The sequence below is a fragment of the Shewanella surugensis genome (genome assembly GCF_023284005.1).
Lineage (GTDB): Bacteria > Pseudomonadota > Gammaproteobacteria > Enterobacterales > Shewanellaceae > Shewanella > Shewanella surugensis.
Window position 1 is genome coordinate 1 of sequence record NZ_JAKIKS010000018.1, and the last position, 24,801, is coordinate 24,801.

The 24,801-nt window shown below is 41.1% G+C and carries 33 protein-coding genes, 1 tRNA gene and 1 rRNA gene; 14 read left to right on the plus strand and 21 right to left on the minus strand.

Annotated elements, in window-relative coordinates:
* Nucleotides 1–238 precede the first annotated feature (238 nt).
* A 5S ribosomal RNA gene (gene rrf / locus L2764_RS06325) occupies nt 239–354 on the plus strand.
* 295 nt (nt 355–649) lie between these two features.
* On the plus strand, nt 650–841 hold the full coding sequence (locus tag L2764_RS06330) for a hypothetical protein (RefSeq protein ID WP_248939386.1): 192 nt from the start codon (nt 650–652) through the stop codon (nt 839–841).
* A gap of 133 nt (nt 842–974) precedes the next feature.
* Here L2764_RS06330 and L2764_RS06335 read toward each other — a convergent pair whose 3' ends face one another.
* Genes L2764_RS06335 through L2764_RS06355 form a run of 5 tightly spaced genes read right to left on the minus strand, consistent with a single transcriptional unit; the run spans nt 975 to nt 7,934 of the window.
* Nucleotides 975–2,447, minus strand: coding sequence for an alkaline phosphatase family protein (locus tag L2764_RS06335; protein ID WP_248939387.1), 1,473 nt, complete (start codon nt 2,445–2,447; stop codon nt 975–977).
* A gap of 17 nt (nt 2,448–2,464) precedes the next feature.
* The gene (locus L2764_RS06340; RefSeq protein ID WP_248939388.1) at nt 2,465–4,423 is read right to left on the minus strand and encodes an alkaline phosphatase family protein; all 1,959 of its coding nucleotides are present in this window, start codon (nt 4,421–4,423) and stop codon (nt 2,465–2,467) included.
* Nucleotides 4,424–4,465: 42 nt separating this feature from the next.
* Nucleotides 4,466–5,563, minus strand: a complete 1,098-nt coding sequence (locus L2764_RS06345) for a ferritin-like domain-containing protein (RefSeq protein ID WP_248939389.1) — start codon at nt 5,561–5,563, stop codon at nt 4,466–4,468.
* Between the two features lie 15 nt (nt 5,564–5,578).
* Nucleotides 5,579–7,411, minus strand: a complete 1,833-nt coding sequence (locus L2764_RS06350; protein WP_248939390.1) for a GMC family oxidoreductase — start codon at nt 7,409–7,411, stop codon at nt 5,579–5,581.
* A 13-nt stretch (nt 7,412–7,424) separates the two neighbouring features.
* The gene (locus tag L2764_RS06355) at nt 7,425–7,934 is read right to left on the minus strand and encodes a hypothetical protein (protein WP_248939391.1); all 510 of its coding nucleotides are present in this window, start codon (nt 7,932–7,934) and stop codon (nt 7,425–7,427) included.
* A 232-nt stretch (nt 7,935–8,166) separates the two neighbouring features.
* On the opposite strand from L2764_RS06355, the gene L2764_RS06360 reads away from it, so the two are divergent.
* From L2764_RS06360 to L2764_RS06370, 4 genes are all read left to right on the plus strand, one after another.
* The gene (locus L2764_RS06360; RefSeq protein WP_248939392.1) at nt 8,167–9,585 is read left to right on the plus strand and encodes a DNA-3-methyladenine glycosylase 2 family protein; all 1,419 of its coding nucleotides are present in this window, start codon (nt 8,167–8,169) and stop codon (nt 9,583–9,585) included.
* On the plus strand, nt 9,585–10,142 hold the full coding sequence (locus L2764_RS06365; RefSeq protein ID WP_248939393.1) for a methylated-DNA--[protein]-cysteine S-methyltransferase: 558 nt from the start codon (nt 9,585–9,587) through the stop codon (nt 10,140–10,142). Before L2764_RS06360 ends, L2764_RS06365 begins: the two co-directional genes overlap by 1 nt.
* Before the next feature lie 64 nt (nt 10,143–10,206).
* On the plus strand, nt 10,207–10,431 hold the full coding sequence (locus tag L2764_RS27695) for an isocitrate lyase/phosphoenolpyruvate mutase family protein (RefSeq protein WP_283106933.1): 225 nt from the start codon (nt 10,207–10,209) through the stop codon (nt 10,429–10,431).
* On the plus strand, nt 10,418–11,059 hold the full coding sequence (locus L2764_RS06370) for an isocitrate lyase/PEP mutase family protein (RefSeq protein WP_283106934.1): 642 nt from the start codon (nt 10,418–10,420) through the stop codon (nt 11,057–11,059). Before L2764_RS27695 ends, L2764_RS06370 begins: the two co-directional genes overlap by 14 nt.
* A gap of 209 nt (nt 11,060–11,268) precedes the next feature.
* Here L2764_RS06370 and L2764_RS06375 read toward each other — a convergent pair whose 3' ends face one another.
* Nucleotides 11,269–11,610, minus strand: a complete 342-nt coding sequence (locus L2764_RS06375; RefSeq protein WP_248939394.1) for a type III secretion system chaperone — start codon at nt 11,608–11,610, stop codon at nt 11,269–11,271.
* Between the two features lie 490 nt (nt 11,611–12,100).
* Here L2764_RS06375 and L2764_RS06380 point away from each other — a divergent pair, with 490 nt between their 5' ends.
* Entirely contained in the window at nt 12,101–12,349 is a 249-nt protein-coding gene (locus L2764_RS06380) for a hypothetical protein (RefSeq protein ID WP_248939395.1), read from the plus strand.
* Between the two features lie 207 nt (nt 12,350–12,556).
* Here the strand turns inward: L2764_RS06380 and L2764_RS06385 are convergent, their stop codons facing one another.
* Genes L2764_RS06385 through L2764_RS06395 form a run of 3 tightly spaced genes read right to left on the minus strand, consistent with a single transcriptional unit; the run spans nt 12,557 to nt 15,517 of the window.
* The gene (locus tag L2764_RS06385; protein ID WP_248939396.1) at nt 12,557–13,798 is read right to left on the minus strand and encodes an NAD(P)/FAD-dependent oxidoreductase; all 1,242 of its coding nucleotides are present in this window, start codon (nt 13,796–13,798) and stop codon (nt 12,557–12,559) included.
* A gap of 2 nt (nt 13,799–13,800) precedes the next feature.
* Nucleotides 13,801–15,195: an FAD/NAD(P)-dependent oxidoreductase gene (locus L2764_RS06390; protein WP_248939397.1), complete on the minus strand. Its 1,395-nt coding sequence runs from the start codon at nt 15,193–15,195 to the stop codon at nt 13,801–13,803.
* A 1-nt stretch (nt 15,196) separates the two neighbouring features.
* The gene (locus L2764_RS06395; RefSeq protein ID WP_248939398.1) at nt 15,197–15,517 is read right to left on the minus strand and encodes a 2Fe-2S iron-sulfur cluster-binding protein; all 321 of its coding nucleotides are present in this window, start codon (nt 15,515–15,517) and stop codon (nt 15,197–15,199) included.
* A gap of 354 nt (nt 15,518–15,871) precedes the next feature.
* Here L2764_RS06395 and L2764_RS06400 point away from each other — a divergent pair.
* A tRNA-Trp gene (locus L2764_RS06400) sits at nt 15,872–15,948 on the plus strand.
* Between the two features lie 138 nt (nt 15,949–16,086).
* Here L2764_RS06400 and L2764_RS06405 read toward each other — a convergent pair.
* The 11 genes from L2764_RS06405 to L2764_RS06455 are packed head-to-tail and all read right to left on the minus strand — an operon-like array spanning nt 16,087 to nt 21,317.
* Nucleotides 16,087–17,103: a tyrosine-type recombinase/integrase gene (locus tag L2764_RS06405; protein WP_248939399.1), complete on the minus strand. Its 1,017-nt coding sequence runs from the start codon at nt 17,101–17,103 to the stop codon at nt 16,087–16,089.
* A gap of 3 nt (nt 17,104–17,106) precedes the next feature.
* The gene (locus L2764_RS06410) at nt 17,107–17,319 is read right to left on the minus strand and encodes a DUF4224 domain-containing protein (protein WP_248939400.1); all 213 of its coding nucleotides are present in this window, start codon (nt 17,317–17,319) and stop codon (nt 17,107–17,109) included.
* A gap of 14 nt (nt 17,320–17,333) precedes the next feature.
* Nucleotides 17,334–17,495: a hypothetical protein gene (locus L2764_RS06415; protein WP_248939401.1), complete on the minus strand. Its 162-nt coding sequence runs from the start codon at nt 17,493–17,495 to the stop codon at nt 17,334–17,336.
* A gap of 10 nt (nt 17,496–17,505) precedes the next feature.
* Nucleotides 17,506–18,876: a DNA cytosine methyltransferase gene (locus L2764_RS06420; RefSeq protein WP_248939402.1), complete on the minus strand. Its 1,371-nt coding sequence runs from the start codon at nt 18,874–18,876 to the stop codon at nt 17,506–17,508.
* Entirely contained in the window at nt 18,876–19,016 is a 141-nt protein-coding gene (locus tag L2764_RS06425; protein WP_248939403.1) for a hypothetical protein, read from the minus strand. The genes L2764_RS06420 and L2764_RS06425 overlap by 1 nt, the downstream gene beginning before the upstream one ends.
* Nucleotides 19,017–19,289, minus strand: a complete 273-nt coding sequence (locus L2764_RS06430) for a hypothetical protein (RefSeq protein ID WP_248939404.1) — start codon at nt 19,287–19,289, stop codon at nt 19,017–19,019.
* Nucleotides 19,290–19,291: 2 nt separating this feature from the next.
* Complete coding sequence (locus L2764_RS06435) at nt 19,292–19,981, minus strand: hypothetical protein (protein WP_248939405.1); 690 nt, start codon at nt 19,979–19,981, stop codon at nt 19,292–19,294.
* Nucleotides 19,981–20,340: a hypothetical protein gene (locus L2764_RS06440; RefSeq protein WP_248939406.1), complete on the minus strand. Its 360-nt coding sequence runs from the start codon at nt 20,338–20,340 to the stop codon at nt 19,981–19,983. The genes L2764_RS06435 and L2764_RS06440 overlap by 1 nt, the downstream gene beginning before the upstream one ends.
* Nucleotides 20,337–20,681 (minus strand): hypothetical protein, encoded by a 345-nt coding sequence (locus tag L2764_RS06445; RefSeq protein ID WP_248939407.1) that lies wholly within the window; start codon nt 20,679–20,681, stop codon nt 20,337–20,339. Before L2764_RS06445 ends, L2764_RS06440 begins: the two co-directional genes overlap by 4 nt.
* A 43-nt stretch (nt 20,682–20,724) precedes the next feature.
* On the minus strand, nt 20,725–20,943 hold the full coding sequence (locus L2764_RS06450; RefSeq protein ID WP_248939408.1) for a hypothetical protein: 219 nt from the start codon (nt 20,941–20,943) through the stop codon (nt 20,725–20,727).
* Nucleotides 20,944–20,975: 32 nt separating this feature from the next.
* Nucleotides 20,976–21,317 carry a hypothetical protein gene (locus L2764_RS06455; protein ID WP_248939409.1) on the minus strand — a complete coding sequence of 114 codons (342 nt, stop codon included), beginning with the start codon at nt 21,315–21,317 and terminating at the stop codon, nt 20,976–20,978.
* 118 nt (nt 21,318–21,435) lie between these two features.
* Here L2764_RS06455 and L2764_RS06460 point away from each other — a divergent pair, with 118 nt between their 5' ends.
* Genes L2764_RS06460 through L2764_RS06470 form a run of 3 tightly spaced genes read left to right on the plus strand, consistent with a single transcriptional unit; the run spans nt 21,436 to nt 22,767 of the window.
* Nucleotides 21,436–21,789, plus strand: coding sequence for a hypothetical protein (locus L2764_RS06460; protein WP_248939410.1), 354 nt, complete (start codon nt 21,436–21,438; stop codon nt 21,787–21,789).
* A 36-nt stretch (nt 21,790–21,825) separates the two neighbouring features.
* Complete coding sequence (locus tag L2764_RS06465) at nt 21,826–22,371, plus strand: hypothetical protein (RefSeq protein WP_248939411.1); 546 nt, start codon at nt 21,826–21,828, stop codon at nt 22,369–22,371.
* A gap of 3 nt (nt 22,372–22,374) precedes the next feature.
* Nucleotides 22,375–22,767, plus strand: a complete 393-nt coding sequence (locus tag L2764_RS06470) for a hypothetical protein (protein ID WP_248939412.1) — start codon at nt 22,375–22,377, stop codon at nt 22,765–22,767.
* A gap of 5 nt (nt 22,768–22,772) precedes the next feature.
* Here L2764_RS06470 and L2764_RS06475 read toward each other — a convergent pair whose 3' ends face one another.
* Nucleotides 22,773–23,252: a helix-turn-helix domain-containing protein gene (locus L2764_RS06475; protein ID WP_248939413.1), complete on the minus strand. Its 480-nt coding sequence runs from the start codon at nt 23,250–23,252 to the stop codon at nt 22,773–22,775.
* 143 nt (nt 23,253–23,395) lie between these two features.
* Here L2764_RS06475 and L2764_RS06480 point away from each other — a divergent pair, with 143 nt between their 5' ends.
* The 3 genes from L2764_RS06480 to L2764_RS06490 all read left to right on the plus strand — a co-directional run bounded on the left by L2764_RS06480 (nt 23,396) and on the right by L2764_RS06490 (nt 24,800).
* Nucleotides 23,396–23,659, plus strand: a complete 264-nt coding sequence (locus tag L2764_RS06480) for a YdaS family helix-turn-helix protein (protein ID WP_248939414.1) — start codon at nt 23,396–23,398, stop codon at nt 23,657–23,659.
* Nucleotides 23,652–23,852: a hypothetical protein gene (locus L2764_RS06485; protein WP_248939415.1), complete on the plus strand. Its 201-nt coding sequence runs from the start codon at nt 23,652–23,654 to the stop codon at nt 23,850–23,852. The genes L2764_RS06480 and L2764_RS06485 overlap by 8 nt, the downstream gene beginning before the upstream one ends.
* A 129-nt stretch (nt 23,853–23,981) precedes the next feature.
* Nucleotides 23,982–24,800: a phage replication initiator YdaU family protein gene (locus tag L2764_RS06490; RefSeq protein ID WP_248939416.1), complete on the plus strand. Its 819-nt coding sequence runs from the start codon at nt 23,982–23,984 to the stop codon at nt 24,798–24,800.
* The last annotated feature ends 1 nt before the right edge of the window (nt 24,801 follow it).

Here is a 24,801-nt window from a genome sequence, read left to right on the forward strand (position 1 = left end):
TGTAAGCGTTGTGAGGCGTTGAGCTAACTGATACTAATGACTCGTGAGGCTTAACCATACAACCCTAATGGGTTTTACCGTAGCAATGATTTTTACGGTTCAAGATTAGAACAAAACACTTAATGTAAGTGGTACTCAATATTTATTTAACTTTTGACTTAAACATCAAAAGCAGCTTTTTAAATTGACATATTTAGGTTAATTACGCAGGAAATTGCGATTAACCGTGAAGAATTTGTCTGGAAACCATAGCATTGTGGCCCCACCTGATCCCATTCCGAACTCAGAAGTGAAACGCAATCGCGCCGATGGTAGTGTGGGGTCTCCCCATGTGAGAGTAGGTCATTTCCAGGCGCCTAATAAAAACGAAAGCCCTAGCAGAAATGCTAGGGCTTTTTGTTTTATTTGGCGGAAATGACACTAGAACATGGGAAAATAAAAAGCCCGAACGTAGTGAGATTCAATACCCATGTGCAGCTAGGGGGCATAATAAAAGGTCGATAAATGCTCCTCGGTAACTGCTCCATGCGTTACTCTCGATATTTGCTCCTGCATTATTCTAGCTTCGTCCATCCTTGATCTCGTACCTCCTATATCCTATACAAAGGCCAGTTCAGCATCCATGCTTCTCGTTCATAGGCCCATGACGTTGTCTATTCACCTTGGCAATCGGGCGTTGTTGGCGAAGCATAGCTTTGCGTCCATTGGTAGAAAATCGTTCTCGACATTTTCTGCATTTTCCACGTCCTTATGGGTCAATACGGAGGCACTGGCCATGACAGGCGCCTATTTTACTCGTAAAGAGTACGAAAAAATGATCACTCGAACATGGGAACGTTGAGAGCCCATGTGTGGCATGTTTCCTTTCTAGGCCGAATATCGCGCTAGCGATGTGCTTATGAGCGCGGAGTTTTAGCGTATGGCCATGACAAGCGCCTACTGTCTGTGGCACATATTTCTTAATGGAATTGGTATTATCTATTTCTGTACCTGTCGTTGTAATAATAACCATAGTAGTGAGCATGGGTGTACTCTTTTGCTTCTGCTTCAGTATTAAAGTGAGTGTCATAACGGGAGTGATAATCTTTATCTATGGGTAATTGTCCCGCTAAATGCGCTTCGGCCATTTGCAAATGATCTGGACCCATCTCTGCTTTACCATTTTCAGCCGGAGGTTTAGCACTGCTACTGGGCGCAATAACATGAGCCATTGGATCATCACTTCTTACTGAAGCGAGCGTCAGTACATCCCCCACATGAGGTGCTGCGGCATCTCTGGCTGTCAGGCTGGGTAAATTGAATCGTTTTTCAACGGTGGATAATATTGAGGTATGGTCTAGAGGCGTACTGGATTGGGTTCTAAATACCGTACCCGCTTCAATCAGAGGGGAGACTAATACTGTCGGCACTCTTACGCCAAAACGTTGAAAATTAAAACCAAGGTTATCAGGGCAATTAGCAGGCTGGGCTGCATTTTCTGGTGGCGCGACATGATCATAACAACCACCATGCTCATCATAAGTAATGATGAGCAGTGTTTTTTCCCATACTGGTGCATTTTTCAGTGTTTGGTATATTTCAAGCAGCAGTTGTTCGCCTTTGGCTACGTCGTAATTAGGATGTTGGCTGTTACCGTTTACGCCCCATTCGGGGGCTAGAAAGGTATAACTGGCCAATTGATTACTGTTAGCCGCTTGTTTAAAGGCGGCAAAATCACCAAACTTTCCATATTGAGGTTGAGGAGGCAGAGCAGCTAATGATTGACGGGTTAAAATAGGTTCACTGTCATAACCATAAATAGCCCAAGGCACTTGCGCATGCTCAAGTAAATTATAAATACTGGTGGCATCATAAACTTTATCGTGATCATTAAGCCGACCTAAACTGGTGGCCATTTGCACGAAGGCGCGATTGGGCAAGGTCTCTGTTGGCACAGAGCAGAACCAATGATCGCACACAGCATAAGAACGGGCAAGAGTGGACAGTACCGGTAATAGCTCAGGTGTATACATGCCCATAATATTTTTTGGTTGAGTACCTTCTGCAATGTACCAATTTGCCTCTGAACTTGCATTGTTTTTTCTATGGGTGTTTAGCGTGTAAGCAAAATCAGTAACAAAGCCTTGATTACTGGCAGGTGTGTTGGCTGAAGGCGTTTTATAGTCACCAAATAGTTGGCTATTAGTATTGGAATAACCTTCTCCGGGATCGGTACCGGGCCAATAATAGGCATATTCATTATTTGGTATGGGGAAAACCTGAATGGGTTGACCTTGGCTATCGATATTGCGCTCATTTCCCGTCAGCCCTTCAAAGGGGTGATCTAAGGGCGAGCGATTATTTTGATCTTTATATAAAAAGCCCAGCATATGATCAAAAGAGCGGTTCTCCAGCATGATCACCACTATGTGATCGATTTCATCGAGTTTATCTGTCATTGATGTCATGATCTGCCTCTTTAATCTTATTTTTCATTCGTGTATCCACCACAATAAATGTGGATCTCATTAGTGTGCTTTGCTTGATAAAATAACCACAGTTGGTCTTGATAACATGTTGAACTTAATGGCGTGTCAGGGCTGCGAATAACGCCATTAACCGCTACCTGTTCACTCCACCCCGCCTCGGCCAAGGTGCCATAACCATTACTGGTACAGTCTTCCTTACTGGGATTGTAAGAGACTGGATATCTTGGGGTGAGGGTGCCATTAATGGAGAAGGTTTCTGTAATGAGTTGCTCACCATTGGGGTTGTTATGCAGTAAATGAATGACGCCATTTAAGGTTGCACAGCAGAGATTTCCTTTTGCAGCATAATCATTATGATCTGGCTCGGGTTCAGTCGGCGTATAAATACTGGGTTTGTGACTAAAGTGATTGATAGAGAAAGCGCAGGGGGACCATTGGTTGATACTTGCATCATCATAGGGACCCGCATATTGACTCTTCTCGACCTGAATTTGATTAAACTCTGCTGTGTTGTAGCTAACGCAAGCGAGGCTATGATCTGTATTGGTATAAATAAGTAATAAGCTTGCACCGAGATGCGCTAAGGTAAAATTGGTTTGAGGGTGAGTGTTATTGCTGGGAATGATCTCGGTTTGCTCTTGCCATTGACCATCTTGATAACGGCGACTTAAAAATGTGCCTTGTGAGCTGCAATAAACCAGCATAAAGCCTTCTTGATGGGGAATGCAGGTCATGGCTGATTGAGTGATTTGAGTGTAGTTAAAACAGGTATTATTACGCCAGCCATAGGTGACATCATACTCAAGTACGGTGAGTTGTTGCTGGCTATCGTGATAACTCAACATGAGTTGTTGATTGTTCGCCGCCATGCTTAACTGCTGACACTCATCTTTTAAATGGATCGCCTCTGAAAATACCGTGCCATTAAAGGTACGATAATATAAATGATGCTCTGAGGTCACATAAGCAATAAACATTTGCCCTCGATAACAGCAGATTTGAAGGTCAAGCACATCAGCAATCGGTGTTGTACGATGCTGCTGCCAACGAAAGCGTTTACCCCAAAGGAATTGAAACCAATTGGCGTCGTGATCATTTTTATCCAAGCTAGCTAAATTGAAGTTTTTTTCTACTGTTTTTAGCAAGGAATAATGATTATAACCTTCTGTTTCTTGCCCTGGGATTATCATATCGCCGAGCAAAGTGGTGTAAATTTGATTTGGCCCATCGTAATTATATTTGTACTTTGTCGGTGTATCATAATCAGCTTCAAAATCAGCTTCATCATAGGTCACTACCACTAAGGTTTTTGCGGGCAGTTTGCTATTGGGGCCGGGGAAATTCAGCCGCTTGAAAAAGTTTTGTAACCAGTGTGCTTGTTGATCGACTAAGGCCGGGGCTCGCTCGCCCTTAAGATCGTTATCCGTTGTTGACATTAAGTAATGACCGTCATGCCACATGTTGGGTGTAAACCATGCATATTCAGGGAAAGTGCCATTGAGTAAATCAGCAAAAAACCCGGCTTCATTATCTATTTTTTGCCAACGTTTTTGTTGATTAATAATCCGTTGGTACGAAGTGAATGGATTATGTTTGAGAACATAAGGATAGGCATCGATCGGAGTAAAATCAATTGGTTTCCAAGGTGTCCAACCTGATATATAACTGTCCATATAGGCGCGCCAATCGAGTTGATAAGGTGAAGATTCAATTAAGTCGACAATGGTTTTTTGGGGAAGGTAAGGTGTAGGGAAATTATCATCATTGACCCCACATAATTCGCCTGAGATTGAAGCGATATAATTGGTTTGTGAGGGGTGCATAACCCCATAACTATTTGTTAATGCAATACCTTGAGCAGCTAAATTGCGCATGTAATCATTTTGCATCACATAACTTCGGTATTGATTTTCAAACATAATGATCAGTATATGGTCAAAGACTCTGTGCATCATAAAGGTCCTTTTAAGAGAGACTAGAATACTCAGTTAATCTTATTATCGAATGCTGGATAATGTGCGCTCTTCAGGAGATAAATACTCCCAAGTTGGCGCAGCGTATTCACCAAGCTCATTGTCAGGGATCGGGTTTCTCATCAGTATTTGTATCACTTCTTTGAGTGAAAACATGGTGCAGACAGCGGTTTCTAACGTTTTTGGCTGACCATTGAATGCGAGATGCAATTGATCCAGTAAGCGGCTAAAAATAACATTGACATTAAAATTCATTTCTTCTAATTCTGGATAATGAATGTAATCACCTGACTGAGGATCGGGTTTGAGGTTATACACATCATCATAATTTATGTTGATTTCTGGCCCTGTTGGGCCGCTATTATGACTGTCGCCTAATACATAACGTCGACCTTTTTTTAGTTCATTAAATCGATAAAAATGAGACAGTTCCCTTGGCTGCATAAAAAGCTGATGATCGCCACTTTCAATACCTGTGGTATCTTCAAGAGGGAAGGACTTATCAGGATCCCAATGTTTATTGGGCGCCCCTTCTCCTTGAGCGATAATGGCATTAAGGGCAAATAAGGCAGAGTCAAGGTTGGTGACTTTGTTAATGATCCCACCGCCACCATAATAATATTTATGCTCTATTTGTTTGTCTAATGTGCCGCAAGGAAATAAGTCAGCGCCCATTTTTTCATCCAGATATTTAAGTCCTTTTTCAATATTCTCATAGAATTTACCTATGGTGATCATCGATATTGGCACTAAGTCTCCGGGCATTTCAATGGCGAGAAATAGCATCAGTGCCTGCGGCGATAGCTTGAGTAACCTGGCTTCAAACCATTTTTCATTGTCCGGTAAGAAGGTAGGGTAAATGGGGATGAACTCAGGACTGTTTAAGGCAGGCGAACCGCCTGTGGCAATAAGCACATTAGCGGCATTGGTTAAATGAAACATTTCCTCCATGATAACAGAGCGGATCACACTATAAGCAATGGTATTGCTGCCTTCTTTGATCGAATACAAGGCTTGCAAATAAGTGGGTAAGGTTGAAAACTCTAACTCGACAGCCAGTTGCAGATTATAATGTAAGTCGTCGATGGTCTCGATGGTTCTAAGAGGTTGTCTACAATACATGAGTTATCTCCTTATTCATGTTTGTTCAAGTGCTTTGAGTACATTATCTGCAGCCCAATAAGTTAATGCCGCCATCGTTAAGGTAGGATTACTGGTTGAAATGGTTGGCATGTTGCCACAACCAACAAGGTATAAATTGGGATGGTCCCAGCTGCGTTGATGTTTATCTACTACGGAGGTTTGTGCATTAAACCCCATAATATGCGTACCCACTAAGTGTCCAGCACCATTGTAGCTATAACCTTCACCTTGATAAGTGACATAACCGGGATCGCTTTGTTTGTACTGGGTATAAGCTTCCACACCTAAATAGGCAAATAACTCATCGGATACTTGTTTAGCTTGGGCCATGCCTGCGCGTGTATAGTCAGTGACTTGATAATGGATCACGGGGCGATAATTCCCCAGTTGATCTTTATATCTTTCATCTATGGTAACGCGGTTGTTAGGATCGGGTAATTGCTCGACCAAAAATCCGAGCCTGAACATGCGTGGATAAACAGAGCTGATGGCGCGTTTGAGCTCTGCGCCATATAAATTTTTATTATCGATCAGATCGGGCACAGTACTAATGGGCGCGCCAGCAGGCCAGCTCCAGCCCCAATTACCTATTTCGATCCGAAAAGCCGCTTGTTTACGTCTAAACTCTCCGCCTCGCAGTGAAGGAATGCCAGAGGTCGACCCCGGTCCCCTAAAGGCACCTATGTCCGTTGGCATAAGTCCCCACGTTAACATGGTGGGGTGATCCATTAAATTGCGACCAACCTGATCGCTACTGTTAGCAATGCCTGCTGCCAGTAATATTTTTGCATTTTCCACTGCGTGGGCAGCTAATACGACGATACGGCCTGATACTGTTTTCACTTCATAATCTGTTGTTTGGGTGTCAGTGTATTGCTTGTAAATGACTGTTTTTACTTCATGGGTATATTCATCCAGTGCCATATCGCTGACCACACATTGATTGCGGACTTCAACAAAACCGGTGGTTTTTGCTTGTGCTAATGTTTTAAGGGCATTGTATTTTGCTTGGATTGGGCAGATAGGGACGCAATTTGAGTTGCCTGCGCAGCGCTGACCTAAATTTTGATTTCCTACCGCGCCTACGGGGCGATAATCCCCTCTTGGCATGCCGTTTCTGCCTTGTGGGGTGCTGACAACCTTAATGGGATAATGATGATAATCAATGGTCACCGACATACCTTGTAAACCTTGATTCATGTAATTATCGAGAAAGCTCTGGGGAATTTTCTCCATAGGATAATCATAACCCTCTCTAAAAGGGATGTGTACTGCAGGATTATCTATTTGCTGATAGTTTTGATCGCGTGCATTGGCAGAGACACCGATCATGGTTTCGGCGACTTCATACCAAGGTTGCAGTTCATCATAGCTAATAGGCCAGTCTAAGCCGTGGCCAAAATGGGTTTTGAGTTTAAAATCTTCAGGTAGCATACGTAAGCAAGTGCCAAGCCAATGCAGTGTCGTCCCGCCTTCAGAGCGGGTGTAAGTGCTGGCAAAAGGGTTGGGGCCCATTTGTACAAAATAGCCATTATTTGTAATGGGTTTACCATCAGACATATTGCGCGTGTCAGTCACTAACGGTTGTGGCGCATTGGGGTTATTTGGAAAAGGCGCATTAGGGATTTTGGCCATGGCGGTAAAAAAAGTATCCATATAGGATTCATAACCTTTTTTATCATTATTATTAAAAAAACGGCCATCGGTGCCAGTGCCTGCTTCAAGGATCAGCACCTTTTTTTGTTGCGCGCCAAGCTGCTGTGCCATAATCGCGCCGCTGATCCCAGCGCCGATGATCACCACATCAAATTGTTCACATTTAGTCATGGAGGTTATCTCATTATTGCAGGTGTATGGAGGCGATAGAATTTAGCGGTGCATCGGACCAAGTGCCGTAACCTGGCTGTTTTGCCCCCATAGGATGACTGCCCATTAACGGCCAAACTAAGCCCTGAATATAGGCATTATTGGAAATAATATAATCCTCAGGGGTGGGGGATTCGACACCAATAACCGGTGATGAATAGGCGGGGATACCGTAAGTCATACTCCAGTTGTCGGTCATTTTGTACCAAATGGAGAGGTACCACATCTTGATAATATTGCGGGCGATGGGGCCGTATTTTTCATTGGATAGAAGCTGATGGCGTAAGGCTTGTGGGCAGACTTGGCCGTCATTATTCCGTTCTAACTGAGAAAAACAGTGATAGAGTTCATCGAGGACATCTTGACGTACCCATTGACTCAAAGTTTGATTGTATTCATTGCCTACACCAGTGCCGATCAATCGAGTTACGGGGTAATCAGTTAACGTGGCACTGAGATCATAAAAATCATCTAATCGATACATAATAATATCCTTATTGATTTTTTTATCGATTTACTCAGCATAGAACAAAAATATGCCCTTTGTTGTGCGTTAATTTCCGATAGATATTTTTTTGATGTAGATCAGTTTAGAGCTGTATTGGCTGCTGTTACATTGGTCTTGCATTGGTCTTACATTCAGTTCCGTTTTTGGCTAGTTTCTTTTTATTAAGCCTATATACTTTTTGCATTAGTCAAATAAGGAAAGACGTTCTATGTTGGATGCGACGATTTGTCAAAAAGCGAGGTTATCGCGAGACCCTCGTTTTGATGGGCAGTTTTTTACCGCAGTGAAAACGACGGGAATTTATTGCCGCAGCATTTGCCCTGCAAGTCCGCCAAAAGAAGTGAATGTCACTTATTTTGCATCAGCCATTGAATGTGCCAGCTCAGGTTTTCGGCCTTGTTTACGCTGTCGTCCTGATAGTGCGCCCCATTCTCCAGCATGGAAAGGCGTTAATGCCAGCCTAGAACGGGCGATTAGGTTAATTAATGATGGTGCATTACAGACTCAGTCTTTAGTGCAATTAGCACAGCGTTTGGGGATCAGCGATCGTTATTTAAGACAGATTTTTAATCAATATTTGGGTATGTCACCTAAGCGTTATTCATTATATCAGCAGTGTTTATTCGCCAAGCAATTATTACAGCAAACGAGATTACCCATTATTCAAGTTGCTTTGGCCAGTGGTTTTGACAGTGTACGTCGGTTTAATGATTGCTTTAAATCAGAGTTGAAATTGACGCCGTCACAAATGCGAAAAACAACCGCTGAAAATGCCAATGAATTAACCTTAAAACTGTATTACAGACCGCCGTTTGATTGGACGTTAATGCAAACCACATTAGCCACAAGGGCGGTGGAGCAGATGGAGTGGTGTGATAATGACAGTTATGGCCGCAGTTTTAATTGGCATGGCACCCTGGGCCGTTTTAGTGCGCGACATAAACCTGAGAAAAATATGTTTTTAGTCACTATTGAATTAAATGAGATCACTCACCTAAAGCCTATTATTAATAATATTCGTCGTATTCTTGATTTAGATTTGGATATACAAGCAGTAGAAGCGGATTTAAAGCGATGTTTACCCAGTCACTTTGATTTTAAAGCCGGGGTGAGATTACCTGGAATATGGAGTGTCTTTGAAGCGGGTATTCGGGCTATTTTAGGTCAGCAAATTTCGGTGCCAGCGGCGCGTGATCTAGTGACTAAGTTAGTTAATGAATTAGGGGAAAGCTATCAGGGCAATAAGTTATTCCCGTCGCCGCAAGCGATTGCTGATAGTGAATTAACCTTTTTGAAAATTCCTGCTTCTCGCAAGCAAACATTACACAATCTTGCCCAGTATTATGTCGATGAGGCTAGTCCTGATGTGCCCCAGAATTGGTTGGCGCTCAAAGGCATTGGCCCTTGGACTGTGGATTATGCTCGTATGCGGGGGTTAAGCGATCCCGATGTGTTTCTGGCCAGCGATTTAGGCATTAAAAAAGCATTAGCAAAATACGCTCCCGCTGAAAAAGAGAGTGATAATACATTAGATATAGGCAAGAGTGCAGATCAAATGCCGTTTAAGGCCGAGCAAGTATCGCCTTGGGGCAGTTATTTAACCTTTCAGTTATGGAGTCAACGCTAATGTACACAGACTATATTGATACCCCTTTAGGCATGATGGAATGCAAAGCGTCTAATGAGGGTATTAGACAGCTGATATTTTGTGGTCCTGAGCAAAGTACTGTCAGTAGCAATGAGGTGACTGATGTCTGTAAAGTGCAATTACTTGAGTATTTCAAAGGTCAGCGTCAGCAGTTTGATTTACCACTGGACCCTCAAGGGACGGTATTTCAAAAACAGGTGTGGCACGCCTTACGTCAAATCCCATTTGGGCAAGTGATGACGTATCTTGATATTGCCAAAATGGTGAACAAATCCAAAGGTGCTCAAGCCGTGGGTGGCGCCAATGGCAGAAACCCCATTACGCTTATCGTACCTTGTCATCGGGTGATCGCTTCAAGTGGCGCGTTAACCGGATATGCTGGTGGGCTTGAACGTAAATTATGGTTATTAGCGCATGAAGGTATAAAGGTGAAATCACCACAGCCTCAGCTATTGCCTCAATCAAATGAGTTACACAATAGTGCTTTTGAGTCTGTGATTAAGACGCGACAAGCAAAAACACAGTTTTTAGATTAAGTCTCTTCAGGTAGTGAAGAATAAGAAAACGAAGAATAATAATATCAATCGGAGTGATATATCAATGAATAAATTTGTACAGTTTAGCGCCATGCATGAGCAAGATGAGCCTCTTTTTCTATCTAATGCGTGGGATGCATTATCGGCTTTGGTATTACAACAAGCCGGTTTTAAGGCAATAGGCACCACAAGTTGGGGAATGGCAAATAGCTTAGGTTATGCCGATGGCGAGAACATCACCTTTAGTGATCTTTTATATTATGGTGGAAAAAATCATGGCTGTGATTGATATTCCTGTGACGGTTGATATTGAGTCGGGCTTTGCAGAGAAAAATGACGAGATTGTTGATAATGTGATGACACTGGCAAACCGAGGTGTCGTTGGCATTAATATCGAAGATTCATATAAACCTTCAGCCAGTCATTCGTCTATCAGTGTTGAAGGTGGCTTGAAAGATATAGCTGCCCATGGTGAGCTTATAAAGTTAATTCGATCGGGATTGGACGGCGCGGGTTATCAGGACTTTTTCATCAATGCCCGTATTGATGCTTATTTTCATGTCAAAGATCCGCTTCAAGAGACGATAGCGCGGGGCCGTTGTTATATCGCCAGCGGGGCGAGCGGGATATTTGTTCCCGGCATGACTCAAGGTGATGATATAAAGACATTGACTCGCAGCATTGCTGTGCCCGTTAATGTTATGTCGCTACCCGATCTGACTGATATGAGTCAGCTACAAGATTTGGGCGTGAAACGTTTTAGTATTGGCAATGCGTTATCAGATCTGACGATTGCTTTTATGGAGCATACAGCCACTACATTACTAAAGCAGAACAATACGGTTGCTTTATATCAAAACCCTGCCTTTAATACCCAAGTAAGCACTGTTTTTCATACGGTTAATCAGCCGATGTAAGTTAATGGTGACGAGGAAGCTGCTTCTGGCGCTCTTTATATTGAGGAATAGGCTTGCAGGTTGGGATATTGACGCAAGATATTCTTGATGGTGTATGAGGTGATGTTGATTGGTGCCGCTACTATGAGTATCACTTTTAGATATTTTAGGGTCGCTATTGGTATTTATATTAATTCTAGCGTCATGTGAGTCTGATCGTTTCCCCTTTATTATGTTGAAATAAAAGAAAATTTATTGGCAGGGATCTTATACTGGTTGTGTTGATTTTTTTTATTGAGATTTTCTTGTAATAAGTCATCGATGTGTTTCTTCCAAACAATAATAGCTTTGAGCAAGTTATTTACCAACGCCTTTAATATGTCAGAGTTTATCATGGGTACATCAATTGATTTAAACAGAAGTAACCAATTAGTTTCAGGATTAATGCCAAAGTTAAATTGATTGCTACCTTGGTTCAAAAAGTTCTCTTTTAATAATTTAGATAACAAGTTAACGGATTTGATATGGGTTAAATCAGCAATTTCTTTAAAGGCTGTAATAATTTGTTTCATTCTATCATTTACCATCAGCATCATCATTAACGCCTATGGCATACGACTTTTGTCTGGCATCTATCGGTGAAATACACTAATTATAGATTTTGTAGTTATTTATAGTAAATCTTTTAGTATATTAATATTTTTATAATTGTCAGCACCATGCTGAATCTGGCTGCAAAGTCATTGAAAGGCGCGTTAAAAATTCTCAAAAGCTATTGCGAGAATAAGCGCGTAATGGTGCAACTTTCAGTAGATAAACGATCGCATAATAAACAGCTGTCTAAGATGTATAAAAAGGTGCAGTCGACTGGCCGTAAGCTAAAGCTAGGCTGTTAATACAGCACTGATTATATAGCAATTTTCAATGTCGCTAATTTAGCGGCATTTTTTATGATTAGCTTTACCTAATGATTTATCGCTTACGATTAAAGTAATATTTATTTTTAAGCTTGCTTAAGGAATACTTTTATTTTTAATCACAATGACGAATTCTAAGGATGATATGAGCCGTTTTATTTTATTGTTGACGGTTACAGTGACTGTAATATGGACTTTATTATTGCTACAAGGCTGTAGCTCAACAGAGGTAGTGAGTGATGAAAGTCATATTCATCCAGCTTCTGGAGAAGAGCGACTAGAAGTGATGGGGAGAGATCAAGAGGTACATTTTAAATTTATGTTTAGCGAAAATGGGGGATATAACGATCAGGTCGATGAATGTTGGGGTAATACAATAAGCGTAATAGATTAAAACGTGCTAAGAGAGGTCATTGAGGATAGAGCTGCGTTGAAATAAATTATCAGCAGTAAGGAGGATTAAAGGGTTTGCTGCATATACAACAAACCCGCACAAAATCAATTAACATTTTAATAGCATGGGTACAGAGATCGAGTGTATCAGTGGCAAACGTTAATTGATAAAGACTTGTGAGCTAAGTCTAAGCCTAATATAGTCAGTCTAAGCTTGCTTTTTATTTTGCTCATCAAAGCGCGCATGTTTAAAAGGCGTTATGTCTAAGTCGAGTGGTAGGCCGCGATAGAGATCATTGATGAGTTTACCTGTAATGGCAGAGGTGAGAATACCTGTTCTAAAATGTCCGCAAGCATTGAGATAGCCTTCAACGCCTTCCATTTCACCCAATATTGGTAATTCATCCGGTGTGCCGGGTCTAAGCCCTGACCAACAACGTTTGATGTTCATGTCATTGAGGATCGGTAAGCATCGCATTGCACCATTCGCAAGCTCTTTTAACTCGGGTAGGGTGTTGGTGGTATCAAAGCCTTTTTCTTCAGTGGTGCTACCAATTAACACTTCACCGTTGTCCTTTTGGGCAATATAGCAGTCTGTGGTGGATATACAGCCCTTGAGCACTTTAGGGAGTTTTTCGGATAAAATAATCTGTCCTTTGACGGGGTATACGGGGATTTCAACGCCGCAAGCCATTTTACTGAGTTCGGCAGCCCAGCTCCCAGCAGCATTGATGAGCATGTCGCAATGGAGTGTCCCAGATGAGGTATTAACTCCTGTGATACGATTACCTTGTTTTTCGATGTCAGTCACTTCGGTTTGTAAGAATAGCTCAACACCATTCTGTCTGGCGGCTTCCAGATAGGCTTCATTTAACCGATAGGGATTGACTTGGTGATCACATTTAAATTCTAATGCGCCGATGGCATCCGCATTGATATAAGGTTCATCTTTAGCCAGCTCTTCAGCGCTAAGCCAACTAATTTGATCAGCAAGATCTGGGATCTGTTCAACAATGGAATCGGCATAGAGTTTATCGTATTTGTCATACATGATGTATTTAAGACCGGTTTTTTCAAACTTAAAGTCGACATCATGTTTGTCTTTTAATTCTTGCCACAGGGCGGGATACATATTATTGCTTTTAAGAGCAAACTCAAAAAAACAGTCGGGTAAAATATGCGGGCGTAATGGTGGGAGATCGTCGCCTTCAGCTTCGGCTCTTTGCATTGATATACGTTTAAAAAAAATCACCCCACAACCGAGTCCAACCGACTCGCCAATGGCCCAGAGTCCACCTGCTGAGGCGCGAGAGGCATTCCCCGGCTTTTTTAAATCCACTAAGGCGATATTAAGGTTTTTTTCTTTACTTAAAAAATAGGCACAAGCTGCGCCAATAACACCACCACCAGCAATAACGATGTCATATTTTTTCTCTGAGAGAGTTGGCATGCTTATACACCTTCCGATAATGCAGAAAAAGGAATAGGATCGAGAGGGAAACGGGGTTTAACGTATCCCACATCTAGAGTATCAAGTTCTTGTCTTAATCTGTCTTGGCAATAGCTATTACAGGTTTTACCTTGGCAATCGCCCATTCCCACTCGTGTACGCATTTTTAAGGAGGTAATATCTTTCACACCTTGATTGATCACTTTATCGATATCGGCACGAGTGACGTTTTCACAACGGCAAACTAAGGTGTCAGGTTTAAGGAGAGATAATAACCCTTCTCTGCGGCGACCAACGCGATCGAATCCCGCTCTAAAGAGTTTGACTTTATTTAGTAGATTAAAATACTTACTGGCTTTTTTTTTTACGGCGGTGGATGACAGGATTTTGATTTCTTGAGCAATGGCTAATGCCGCTATTCGACCTTCCATCATCGCGCCTTCACCGCCCAAGATCCCGACGCTGTCACCCGCGATATAAATATTAGCTTGATTACTCATTTGCCATTCATTGACTTGAGGTTTGAGTCCACTGAAAGAGCAAATGTCATGCTCTATGTCCATGAGTTGGGCTAATTGATTACGGGAAACAAACCCATAACCGACCGCGAGGCTGTCGACTTCAATATCGGTTTCAGTATCCTGAATTGGGTACCAATCTTCATTATATTGGGCGACGGTGATGTTGTTTAGAGAGTCTTGTCCCTTTGCGGAGACAATTCCCCAGCCGTAATGGATAGGAATGGCGTGGGCTTTTAAATAACTTAATAATCCCATACCTTCAAGAGTGAGCAGGGGTCGATTTAAAAAGGCTCTACTTTCTTTAGCAAAACCACTAAATTTCCCCGCTTCATAAACACCGACAACATGCACTCCAGCTTTGTGAAGTTGGCAAGCCACTAAGGGGAGCAGTGGTCCGGTACCTACAATCGCTATCTTCTGCCCTGGTTTGACTAAACCGGATTTGAGCTGAAGTTGTACACCACCGAGCAGCATGATGCCGGGTAATTGCCATCCGTCGAAAGGAATACTGCGTTCATGGCAGCCCGTAGCAATAATTAATTGTTCATAGGGTACTTCAAAGACATCGTCTTTATGGCGAACTAACAGTGCGTTATCGCCTGAGGGGCCGAGTACTCTTGTTTCTAGCATTAATTGAATGTGAGGCTGATTATCTTGATATAATTGACGAATATTTGATATTTTTTTTCGGAGTTTATTGTCAAGGTGAGGGAGCTCTATTGCCTCACGAAAAGGGCCGCGAAAAACGGCACCGCCAATTCTAGGAGCTTCATCGATAACAATCGAGTGAATACCGGTTTCGGCTAATTCTGCCGCAGCGGAAATGCCTGCCGTGCCCGCACCAACAATGACAACGGGTAGAGTCGATTGTGGCATATTATAAACCCTCTTCTTGTAGACGGTTTACTTGGGTGGTGATTTTCATTTCTGCTTCAATGAGTGTTTGGCATGCTTTGACTTTATGCCGCCCGTTAACTTTAACAGTACAGCAATGACAGACACCCATGCCGCAGTAGGCACCAGTGATTTTTCCATGATCATTTTTAGTTATTGTTCTTTTGCCAATAGCAAATAGGACGCTGAGAATGTTCTCTCCAGGGATAGCATCGACTGCTTGGTTATCGACCCAAACTCGAGTTGATTGACCACTTGTGGGGACGATATCGTGATTTCTTAGTCGTTTTTCATTTTTATTCATTAGTATTTCCTACGTCTAAAGCTCAAATATACAGATAAATATATGGCTGATTGATAGGGTACAAGTTTTACTTGTTACTTACGATAACAAAAGTGTGACAAATATATGATTTAATATCGATTTTGAGGGTTATTTATACTTTATTTGATCTAGATTAACTCATGCTGATAAAACGAAGCTTATACAAGGAAATAGTAAGACTGGAAATTTGCGTTGCTTTTGGCATATGGATGGAGGCGGGATGGCTGGTGGATAACAGATTATCACTGTGACTAAAAAACATTCGTTTAAACATTTATCGTAAAAAAGTACTTTACCTTTGTCAGGCTTTTCAGCATAATGCGTCTCGTCAACAGGGGTGTAGTTCCAATTGGTAGAACAGCGGTCTCCAAAACCGATGGTTGGGAGTTCGAGTCTCTCCACCCCTGCCAAATAAAACAACGGCTTGCATAGAAATATGCGAGCCGTTTTCTATTTTTAAGCCCTTTATAGAATATCTTATAGAATATAAAAAAATCCGCTTGAATTTTTATGCATGATGATTTTTTTTCTTATGGTTTAATTCGGGCTTATTCATCGTTATCTTTTACTGTTGAAACTATAGGTACACGTCTGTCATAGGTGTCTACTTGTCTCATGGTCTTATGACCACTAAAGTGTTGTTTTTCTGCTATTGTGCCGTCAAAATCACTGATCCCTTTTGCTTTAATATCATGAAAAGTGAAGTCTGTTTTTATCTCTGGAAATTGCACTTTCATTTTTACTATGGCACGCTTCCATGCACTGCGGATCCCTTCTCCGGTTAATCTTCCTCCACCTGCTTTGTTGATCACATAGTCGCCATCAAAATCAGTTCGTAATGTATTGGCTTCATTAATAATATTTTTCAATCTATCGGTCCATGCTTTGATCTGCTTCTTGCCCGTTTTGCCCTGTTGAATATAAAGCCCATCTTCTAATACATGTTCCCACTTCAATTTGAGTACATCGGCTTGTCTTGTTGCACACAGATAACTTATCTCAACGGCAAGGCGTAAACGTTCTTCAGCGCAAGAGATCAACGCTTGATATTCGGCTTGAGTGATATAACGATCGCGCTCTTTAATAGCAAACTTCTTCACGCCTTGGGCGGGGTTACTTTTGCAGTGGCCGCGCTCATACCCCCATTTATAAATGACGCTTAGGCTGCTTAATTCGTTATTGGCCTGTACTTGGCTTTTTAAGCCCCGTTTATCGACATATCGCCTAACATGCTGTGGAAGGACTGCATCGGGTAACATTTCACCGAATACTGAGAGAATGTTATTAAGTTCTATTTGTCTGTCTTTTTGAGTTCGTGGTGCCAAAGCTTTAAAGTTTGGACTTTGCATATAGTCGCTAACTAAACACCTGAGCGTATACACGGCACGACTCATGTGCTTTTCATATTCTCGCCAAACTTCAGCTTTTGTTGCATCACTCTTACATAAAGTAATGCTTTTTTGAGAGCCGGTCGGCTTTAATATATAACAAGTATATTTGCCTTTTTGAGAGTGTTTATACACTCTCGGTGGCATCCATTTATCTTCTTCTTTACGGACTCTCATTGTTTAACCTAATGCTGCAAAATTGGGCTCATGAAGTTTCTTATCAAGCGCCGTTTTTTTATAAGGGTTATTAACAAAATACCAGGTCACGACAGGTTTTCCATCACGGCGTTCGTAATGGTTGATCCCAGCATCGTCCAGCCATTTTTTTTGTTGACCAGCTAATTTATAGCCTGATAGGGCTTCTAAATCTTTAGCGGTTAATAGTTCTGACATACAACCTCCTTAAGTTATTGTACGCGTTCCCAGTGAATGCCTTTGCCAACGGTTTTTGAGATCATACTGAACTGATATTCAACACCATGAATAAGGCATAACAATTTGAAGAAATTGATGTATGGCTTAACCCAAAAGGCGATGTGTGTTTTGACGATTGGTTTAGGTTGCGTCATGTGTTCTTCCTTATGCTGCGCCGGCTAATCTTGCTGGTTGATTGTAATTAGCAGAAACTAATGCGCTGGCTAGTAGTGGTGGGACAGCATTACCGCATCTGGCGACTTGCTTTGCTTTTGAATACTTTTTACCCGTGTGATCTTTATCGATGATGTAATCACTGGGGAAGGATGAAGCGGCAAACAGTTCATGGGGTTCTAGCATTCGCAGGCCGATATCAACGATCTGATAATTCTCTCCTTTGATTGTCACAAGCCCGAAACAATCACCCGTTCTTACCGTGTGTAGTGGCTCATTTATTTTCTGGCCCGTGCCAGTGCCATAATATTTAATCAAAAAGGCGCGAACTTCTCCAAGATGCAAGCCGCCTGCAGTGATTGTGTGAACCGGCTCATTGGTTGGAAAACCGATATTAGTGCCACGCAGTTTTATCATCGAGCTAGTGACTAAGGCAAAGTGACCACCTTTGACTTGAGCGCAAATTGTTCTTAACGGCTCATTGGCTGACATATTGCGCTGGTTTGACGCGTTAGCAAATTCGGTAATGAAAGGAATAATGGTTGCTTCACCTGGCGCAATGAAAGGCTCGTCGGCATCGATGATAAACTTTTGAATACCTCTCGCAATTCGTTGCATTGTTTTTTCTGCAAGTGGGCGTGAGCGATTGAAAATTGATTTACAGGGGATAGACCAGTCGATGATATCCGCTGCGGTTTTCCATGGCTTTAATTGTTTTTTATTAAAGGTAAGGCTATTGGGGTTGCCGTGGGTTGGCGTTGGCCAGTTGATGGGCAGGCCATCACGCCTAGCAACAAGGAAAAACCGTTTTCTAATCGTCGGGCAACCATAATCGCTTGCTGTTAGTAAGCGCCACTCAACTTTATAGCCATGTTGCCTTAATTGGTGGACAAAACTTCTAAATATTTTTCCTTTGCGCTTTTGACAAAGTTTGCCGTTCACCAATGGCCCCCAAGTAACAAATTCTTCGACATTTTCTAGCATGATAATTCGAGGTTTAACTAACGCTGCCCATTTTATTGCTACCCACGCCAATCCCCTGATTTTTTTATTAAGTGGTTTCCCTCCGGCAGCTTTTGAAAAATGCTTACAGTCAGGGCTAAACCAAGCAAGGCCCACAGGACGACCTGCGCAAGCCGTAATGGGGTTAACATCCCATGTCGATTCACAATAATGCGTTGTTAGTGGGTGATTGGTTGAATGCATAGCAATAGCATCGACATCATGATTAATCGCAATATCAACATGACGACCCGTTGACATTTCAATGCCCGTTGATGCACCGCCACCACCCGCATAATTATCGACAATAAGTTCGTGTTGTTCTAAATTAAACGAAAATTGATTAGGGCCTCTATACATTATTCATCTTCCTTGTCTGCGCTTTTCATTTGCCAACACGCTGAAGCATTAACGTCTAACCATGCTATGGCCTGTTCTCGATTTATTTTGTCGCTGTTGGCGATGACATACTCGATCAATTCTTCGGCGTAGGCAGTCACTTAACTGACCTTTTTTGTGAGTCGTTCTGGAAAACCTGCCCAGTCGAGTTCTTTAATTTGTTCAACAATCCGAGCTACTTTGTTTAATGTGCGCATTGCACGGCGTAAATTGCTGGTATCGATACCGTTGGCACCTGCTGCTGAACCAATACCAAAGCCACGAACATAATGATCAACCAAGGCGCTTTTTATCGCGTCAGACTCAATGTCAGTTAGTAACAAGAGATATTGAAGGCGCCGACAATCTTCGCCGCCTTGGATGAGCATGTTCATGATTAATCGCACCCTACGTAGATTGCTTCATCATAAATATCGTTAAGGCGGTGGATTTTGGTTTGTTTGCAGTAAAGCTTGTAGAAGTAGCCTGCTAATCCCATTGCGTGGGTTGCATTGCCGATACCTGAGCTGATAACCCTGTCATCTTCATTAATATAACCAATGTGATAAACGTTATTTTCTTCACCGTGGTTGTAGAAGCTAATCTTTATACTGTTTGAATCATATTCAGGATGCTTTAGCGTCATATAGATCGCGTTATCGCTTTCTCTCCATTCAATATCAATTTCGTCTTTCCCTTCAGAATGAGCAGCTTCTTCCCAATATTTTTTGGTTTCATCTATCAGTACCTGTACATCGATAGCATCTGGTACAGGTTTAAGCTCTTCTTTTAATAATGCATCAATGTTGCTTGCTGCTTCTTTACTTAAAACTTCACTGTATTTCTCGACGACTAATTGACTGACGAAATGGTTGTATTCAGGAAATGAGACTCGATTAAGGCTAGTTCCAATTGATTTCTCAATCGATTCTTTTAATGCTTTACCGAACGAGCTATAACTCTTCATCGCATCATTGACTGTTTCAGCGAGTAAGCTTTCTAGCTTATTTTCGATTAGTTGTTCGATGGTGCCATCTTCAACCATGTTACCGATTTTATTGGTGACGATATCGTGTAGTTCTTTCATTATGCTGCTCCTTGTTCGTTAAGCTTGGGTAGTTGAGTTTTGGTAAGTTCTGATTTAATTCTGTTGATGCAACATAAATGGGAAGGAACGGCTTGAAGGCTGTTTGCTAAAAAGCTTTCTGCGCTGATATTACTTTCATGTGCGTCAAACACAGCATCTAGCAAACTTTGGACTGACAATGCGTTTTTCATTGCGTTGAAACAATCAAGCGGGTTTTCAGTTTCGAGCGACTTTAAAACGGCAGCTTGGGCAGTTGCTAGCTGATTATTGAGTAAGGTTGCATATTGAATATGCAGCGCCGCCTGATTGACTAAAACGTCATATTCAAGTTGGGTATTATTTAGGGTATTAGCACTCAAAGTATTTCTCCTTTGTATACGGTCATTGCCATTGCAGGCTTTTTTGTTTTTGGGTTAGTTTTCCCAGTAGGTTTACGATAACGAATGGTTAAATCGCGGCACTCAACTTGCTGCTGAACGAGTTTTAAAAACTCTTTGGCACGAGTAGGTGATGATAGCGAGTAACTCAACTTGACAGGTTTCATTGATTTATAGAGATTTTGTGTCAAGTCATCGACTTTTTTCTCATACTGCTCTTGTGTGAGCTGGATCATGTTTTTGCCAAATCCTTCAACTAACGTGCACTTTTTTAGCGCTGTTTTTTTCGCGACATCTCGTGTGACACCAAAGACTAAAAACATAGTCATTTCCTTTGAATAACAGCTTTAATAAGACTTAAGTTGATTAGACTTTTGTGCTACTCGCGTGTGACTTTTGCTTGCGTAAATCCCTGCGCATTGCCCGCCACTGCTGAATTAGGCGCTGGAAACAATGTGACTCATGCGGATAGTCACGCTGTGTCTGTTTCAGGCTGGCTATCATGTGGCTGCAATAGCTGATAGCGGGGGCGTTTGAACGCGTACTTTGTAACATGCTGATACAACTAGCGTTTTGAGTAGACATAACAAGCTCCGCTTGTTGTGTAAACGTTAACTTTATATATTGACTTGATTAGACGAATGGACAATATTGTCAATCGCTGTTTTTTTGGAAGTTGTTGTTAACGCGGTTGTTATGCGACTAACATGCAGACGCTTATCTTTAATCTGCAAATTAAAGTTTTTACCTAACTGGCCGATTTGTTTACAATATGTTTCACGGAACAAGCGGCTAGGGTTAAAGATATCAAGACGCTCTTGCAGCTCATTTAAGCGCTTTTGAACACGAGGGCAATGCATTGGATTGCCAACGGCCATAAGGCAGGCGAAATGCAGTAAGGCGAGTAATGGAAACTCAGCGCGTTCTTTATTGGTGTGGGGACACTTTGTTAAGATCATGTTTGGCTCCTTTGTTGGATACATAATGTATCCCTATAACCAAAAGATAGTATAAGTATCTTTTGGTGTCAATACTGTATTTACTAAATTGATAGAAATGCTATCATGAGTTTGCGGCGTGAGTTACATTAACTATGTTTTTATAAAAGGAAGAGTTGATATGATAAGTGGAATATCTAATAACCTATATGTTTCTGTTAGTGCTTTTGATAATAAAATTGATGGGGGGGGCAGCGGTGTAGAGCCAGATAGAAAAAGTAATCCCCTTACTAGCAGTGTTGATACAGTTCAAATATCAGAAGAAGCGCGGCGTTTAAATGAGCAATCATTAGGTAATGGTAGCGGAAACGAGCCTCCATTATCTAGCAATAAAGAAGAATCAATGTTAACAGTTTCAGAATATAGCATTCTTGGTGAAACATCTCCCCAAGGTAGTGGAAGTGGTGGTGGAGTGGAGCCAGACTCAGTATAAAAGTTAATAATTATGGATGAAAATTAAGGATTGAAAATGGATGTTTTTTTACTTAAATTGGATTTTGTTTTAATATTGATAGAAATATTTTTATTTTTAACTATTGTTTATTACTCTTCACACTCAATTTTAAGTGTTTATCGAGGCGGCGGTAATAAATTAAATGAAATAGAAACATCGATATTTATCACGTCACTTTTAGTTCTTATTTTTCACACTATAACATCTTATTTATCATCGAAAATATCAGGCCTTGACACTGACACTGACACTATTACTATTAGGATTTATTTTTATTCTTTTCTAGTTTTAGCTGAGACTTTATGGTTCTTATCTGTAATTTCAATTCATAGAGTAAGTAATTGTCATATAACAAAAATCTCAAGACTTTGCCTCTATCTTTCTCCTTTACTCATACTTACTCAATCTCTTAGGGGGGTTGAAAGAGTTTTTTATGATACGAATGAATTGTTGTATTGGTACAAGTTTGTTGTGACTTTTTCTAACATATCTACAGTTACTCTCCTTTCTTTATACCCATTATATAAAATCATTGGGTTAATTGAATTTAACGAGGCTTAATAAATGAATTTATTAGTAGCATACGTCTTATATTGTATTTTTAGTTTACTTCTAGTTTTATTTTTTTTAAGAAAAGTAAACGTCACAGGTGATACAACTGTCAAAAACAGCGAGGATGTTAATATAAGAGTAATATACAGTGATAATGAAAAGGACGTTGTGACTTCAAATAATACAGGGGTGATTTTAAAGTTTAGAAAGAAAGTTGAACGTTTTTACTTTGGTGATTATAGTCCAGAATTGATTTCTGAACTTGGAAAAATAGCTGTTGATCGTTTAAAAATAGAAGAGGAGGCGTCGTTAGAAAAACAAACAATAGGGCTGAATGAAATTGACGCAAAACTTATGCTAGCTGGTAAGAAAATCCTACTTACTCAAAATAAAATTACAAATTGAATATGTTAGGATATTTTTCTAAAGTCCTCTAATTTTATTATAGAAGAAACATCTCCAGTGCGTTCTATTTCATGCAAAACTTCATATACTTGTATAACCCTTGAAAGATCCAGTTTTTCAAGTAACTGAAATAAGCTTTTTATTTCAGAATCATTCAATTTATCTATTCTAGCTAAGTATTGGAATGATTTAGCGAGAACAGAGTGATCGTTAATGTCTTTATGTTGATCGGTTGATGTAGGTAATTCATCTGAATCACCTATCAGGTAACTTACAGTCGTCCCTAGCTTTTTAGCTAGTCTTTGAACTTCTTCTATTCGTGCTAGTTGACGACCGCTAAACCTATGACCGACCGAACCTCTAGTACCTACATCAAAAACATCTAAAAGATCTTCCTGAGTTATACCTTTAGTTCCCATCATTTCTTCTGCGCGTATAGCCCACAATGGTTTTGCTTTAGTCATTGCACTCATCTCTGTATACAAAAATCCATCCTTAGTTGTAATGATACATCTAGTATCCTAGCTCATCAATGACAATTATGCTACCCACGCGTGATACTAAAACTAGCTTGACTAATTCCAGTGCGATACATATAGTATCTTTACGGTTTTAAAAAGGTATTCATATGGAGAGGTTTAATTCTTTACATAAGTATTTTTCTAGTTTTAAGGAAAAAGAAAGAAAAAAACAAAGGGAAAGGCTTGCTGTTTTTTTGGGTAAAGAAGAGGTAACTATCAGGGCATACGCTAATGGAATTCGTAATATCCCATTTGAGGTTGCATTATCAATAGAAAAATATACCGCTGGTGAAGTTACTGCAAAGCAATTACGTCCTGATTTAATAGAAATTTTAAACTACAAACCGACAAAGAGGCTAGTGCATGAGTGACTGTGCCGATCGCGCCGCTTCGCAAGAGCAATTGAACTTTAATGTTGCCATGGCTAATCGTGTTAACACCCCACCGCTTCCAAAAATTGGCCGCTGTCATAACTGCCATGAGCCTATGGACGAACAACTTTTTTGTGATGCTGATTGTCGGGATGATTATGAACAAAGGAAAAGGGTGAGCAGACAAAATTAACACTAGAAATAAGAAAGCCTGCGTAAGTTTTGGCGACCAGCAGGCTTAATAACGCACCTTAGATAAGGCAAATTTATGCTAGCTGAGATTATTTAATTAATCAAGCGGGTTATTTTGCTAAGGAGATATATGGCGATTTATAAAGCGAATATTTCACAAGAGTTTACTGTGATCCCCAATTCAACCATCCAAGATAAAGTGCTCACTTTTGAAGCTCGTGGTTTGTTAAGCTTCATGCTGAGCCTGCCCGAAAATTGGGGATTTCATACTAAGTGGTTACAAGAGCAGTCTCCTAAGTGCGGCAGGGATAAACTCACTCGTATGTTGACAGAGTTGCAAGGTGCTAATTATGTGCGTAAGCAGGTGGTTAGGAACGATAAAGGGCTAATAACAGGGACGGATTGGTTAGTGTATCCCACGCCCGTTATTCAAGACTCATCCGAACAACTGAAAACCAGCACCGTACAACTGGAAACCCGTCCGACGGATAAACCGTCCGACGGTGAACCCGCAACTATAAAAGAAACAGATCTACAAAATAAACATTTAAAAGATATTACACCCGAAAATAATTCAGGCTTGCCTAGCAAAACGAAAAGAGCCAAAAAGACCAAAGCGGATCCGTTGGCTAAGTTTGATTTTAGCAACTGGCCTTCAATGCCAAGTGATTTGGTCATGCAAGACTGGATTGCCGTTCGTAAAGCTAGGCGTTCGCCGCTGAATCAAACTGCGATTAATCGTATAACACCACATCTAAAAAAGGCCGTTGAAGCGGGATATAGCGTAGAGGACTGCATTGGTACCAGCGCCGCAAGAGGATGGGTTACATTTGAATTTAGCTGGTTACTTAACGCGAATATCAGGCCTAGTGCTAGACCGGTTCAAGCACCACAAGCTGATGACGACTGGACAAGCCAAGTCTTTGACCCAAATGACCCATTATTTTAAT

Coding starts and splice junctions, on each gene's coding strand:
- L2764_RS06335 (WP_248939387.1), bottom strand. CDS start 2,447: ATGACATCAATGACAGATAAACTCGATGAAATCGATCACATAGTGGTG.
- L2764_RS06340 (WP_248939388.1), bottom strand. CDS start 4,423: ATGATGCACAGAGTCTTTGACCATATACTGATCATTATGTTTGAAAAT.
- L2764_RS06345 (WP_248939389.1), bottom strand. CDS start 5,563: ATGTATTGTAGACAACCTCTTAGAACCATCGAGACCATCGACGACTTA.
- L2764_RS06350 (WP_248939390.1), bottom strand. CDS start 7,411: ATGACTAAATGTGAACAATTTGATGTGGTGATCATCGGCGCTGGGATC.
- L2764_RS06355 (WP_248939391.1), bottom strand. CDS start 7,934: ATGTATCGATTAGATGATTTTTATGATCTCAGTGCCACGTTAACTGAT.
- L2764_RS06360 (WP_248939392.1), top strand. CDS start 8,167: ATGTTGGATGCGACGATTTGTCAAAAAGCGAGGTTATCGCGAGACCCT.
- L2764_RS06365 (WP_248939393.1), top strand. CDS start 9,585: ATGTACACAGACTATATTGATACCCCTTTAGGCATGATGGAATGCAAA.
- L2764_RS27695 (WP_283106933.1), top strand. CDS start 10,207: ATGAATAAATTTGTACAGTTTAGCGCCATGCATGAGCAAGATGAGCCT.
- L2764_RS06370 (WP_283106934.1), top strand. CDS start 10,418: ATGGCTGTGATTGATATTCCTGTGACGGTTGATATTGAGTCGGGCTTT.
- L2764_RS06375 (WP_248939394.1), bottom strand. CDS start 11,610: ATGAAACAAATTATTACAGCCTTTAAAGAAATTGCTGATTTAACCCAT.
- L2764_RS06380 (WP_248939395.1), top strand. CDS start 12,101: ATGAGCCGTTTTATTTTATTGTTGACGGTTACAGTGACTGTAATATGG.
- L2764_RS06385 (WP_248939396.1), bottom strand. CDS start 13,798: ATGCCAACTCTCTCAGAGAAAAAATATGACATCGTTATTGCTGGTGGT.
- L2764_RS06390 (WP_248939397.1), bottom strand. CDS start 15,195: ATGCCACAATCGACTCTACCCGTTGTCATTGTTGGTGCGGGCACGGCA.
- L2764_RS06395 (WP_248939398.1), bottom strand. CDS start 15,517: ATGAATAAAAATGAAAAACGACTAAGAAATCACGATATCGTCCCCACA.
- L2764_RS06405 (WP_248939399.1), bottom strand. CDS start 17,103: ATGAGAGTCCGTAAAGAAGAAGATAAATGGATGCCACCGAGAGTGTAT.
- L2764_RS06410 (WP_248939400.1), bottom strand. CDS start 17,319: ATGTCAGAACTATTAACCGCTAAAGATTTAGAAGCCCTATCAGGCTAT.
- L2764_RS06415 (WP_248939401.1), bottom strand. CDS start 17,495: ATGACGCAACCTAAACCAATCGTCAAAACACACATCGCCTTTTGGGTT.
- L2764_RS06420 (WP_248939402.1), bottom strand. CDS start 18,876: ATGTATAGAGGCCCTAATCAATTTTCGTTTAATTTAGAACAACACGAA.
- L2764_RS06430 (WP_248939404.1), bottom strand. CDS start 19,289: ATGAACATGCTCATCCAAGGCGGCGAAGATTGTCGGCGCCTTCAATAT.
- L2764_RS06435 (WP_248939405.1), bottom strand. CDS start 19,981: ATGAAAGAACTACACGATATCGTCACCAATAAAATCGGTAACATGGTT.
- L2764_RS06445 (WP_248939407.1), bottom strand. CDS start 20,681: ATGTTTTTAGTCTTTGGTGTCACACGAGATGTCGCGAAAAAAACAGCG.
- L2764_RS06450 (WP_248939408.1), bottom strand. CDS start 20,943: ATGTCTACTCAAAACGCTAGTTGTATCAGCATGTTACAAAGTACGCGT.
- L2764_RS06455 (WP_248939409.1), bottom strand. CDS start 21,317: ATGATCTTAACAAAGTGTCCCCACACCAATAAAGAACGCGCTGAGTTT.
- L2764_RS06465 (WP_248939411.1), top strand. CDS start 21,826: ATGGATGTTTTTTTACTTAAATTGGATTTTGTTTTAATATTGATAGAA.
- L2764_RS06470 (WP_248939412.1), top strand. CDS start 22,375: ATGAATTTATTAGTAGCATACGTCTTATATTGTATTTTTAGTTTACTT.
- L2764_RS06480 (WP_248939414.1), top strand. CDS start 23,396: ATGGAGAGGTTTAATTCTTTACATAAGTATTTTTCTAGTTTTAAGGAA.
- L2764_RS06485 (WP_248939415.1), top strand. CDS start 23,652: ATGAGTGACTGTGCCGATCGCGCCGCTTCGCAAGAGCAATTGAACTTT.
- L2764_RS06490 (WP_248939416.1), top strand. CDS start 23,982: ATGGCGATTTATAAAGCGAATATTTCACAAGAGTTTACTGTGATCCCC.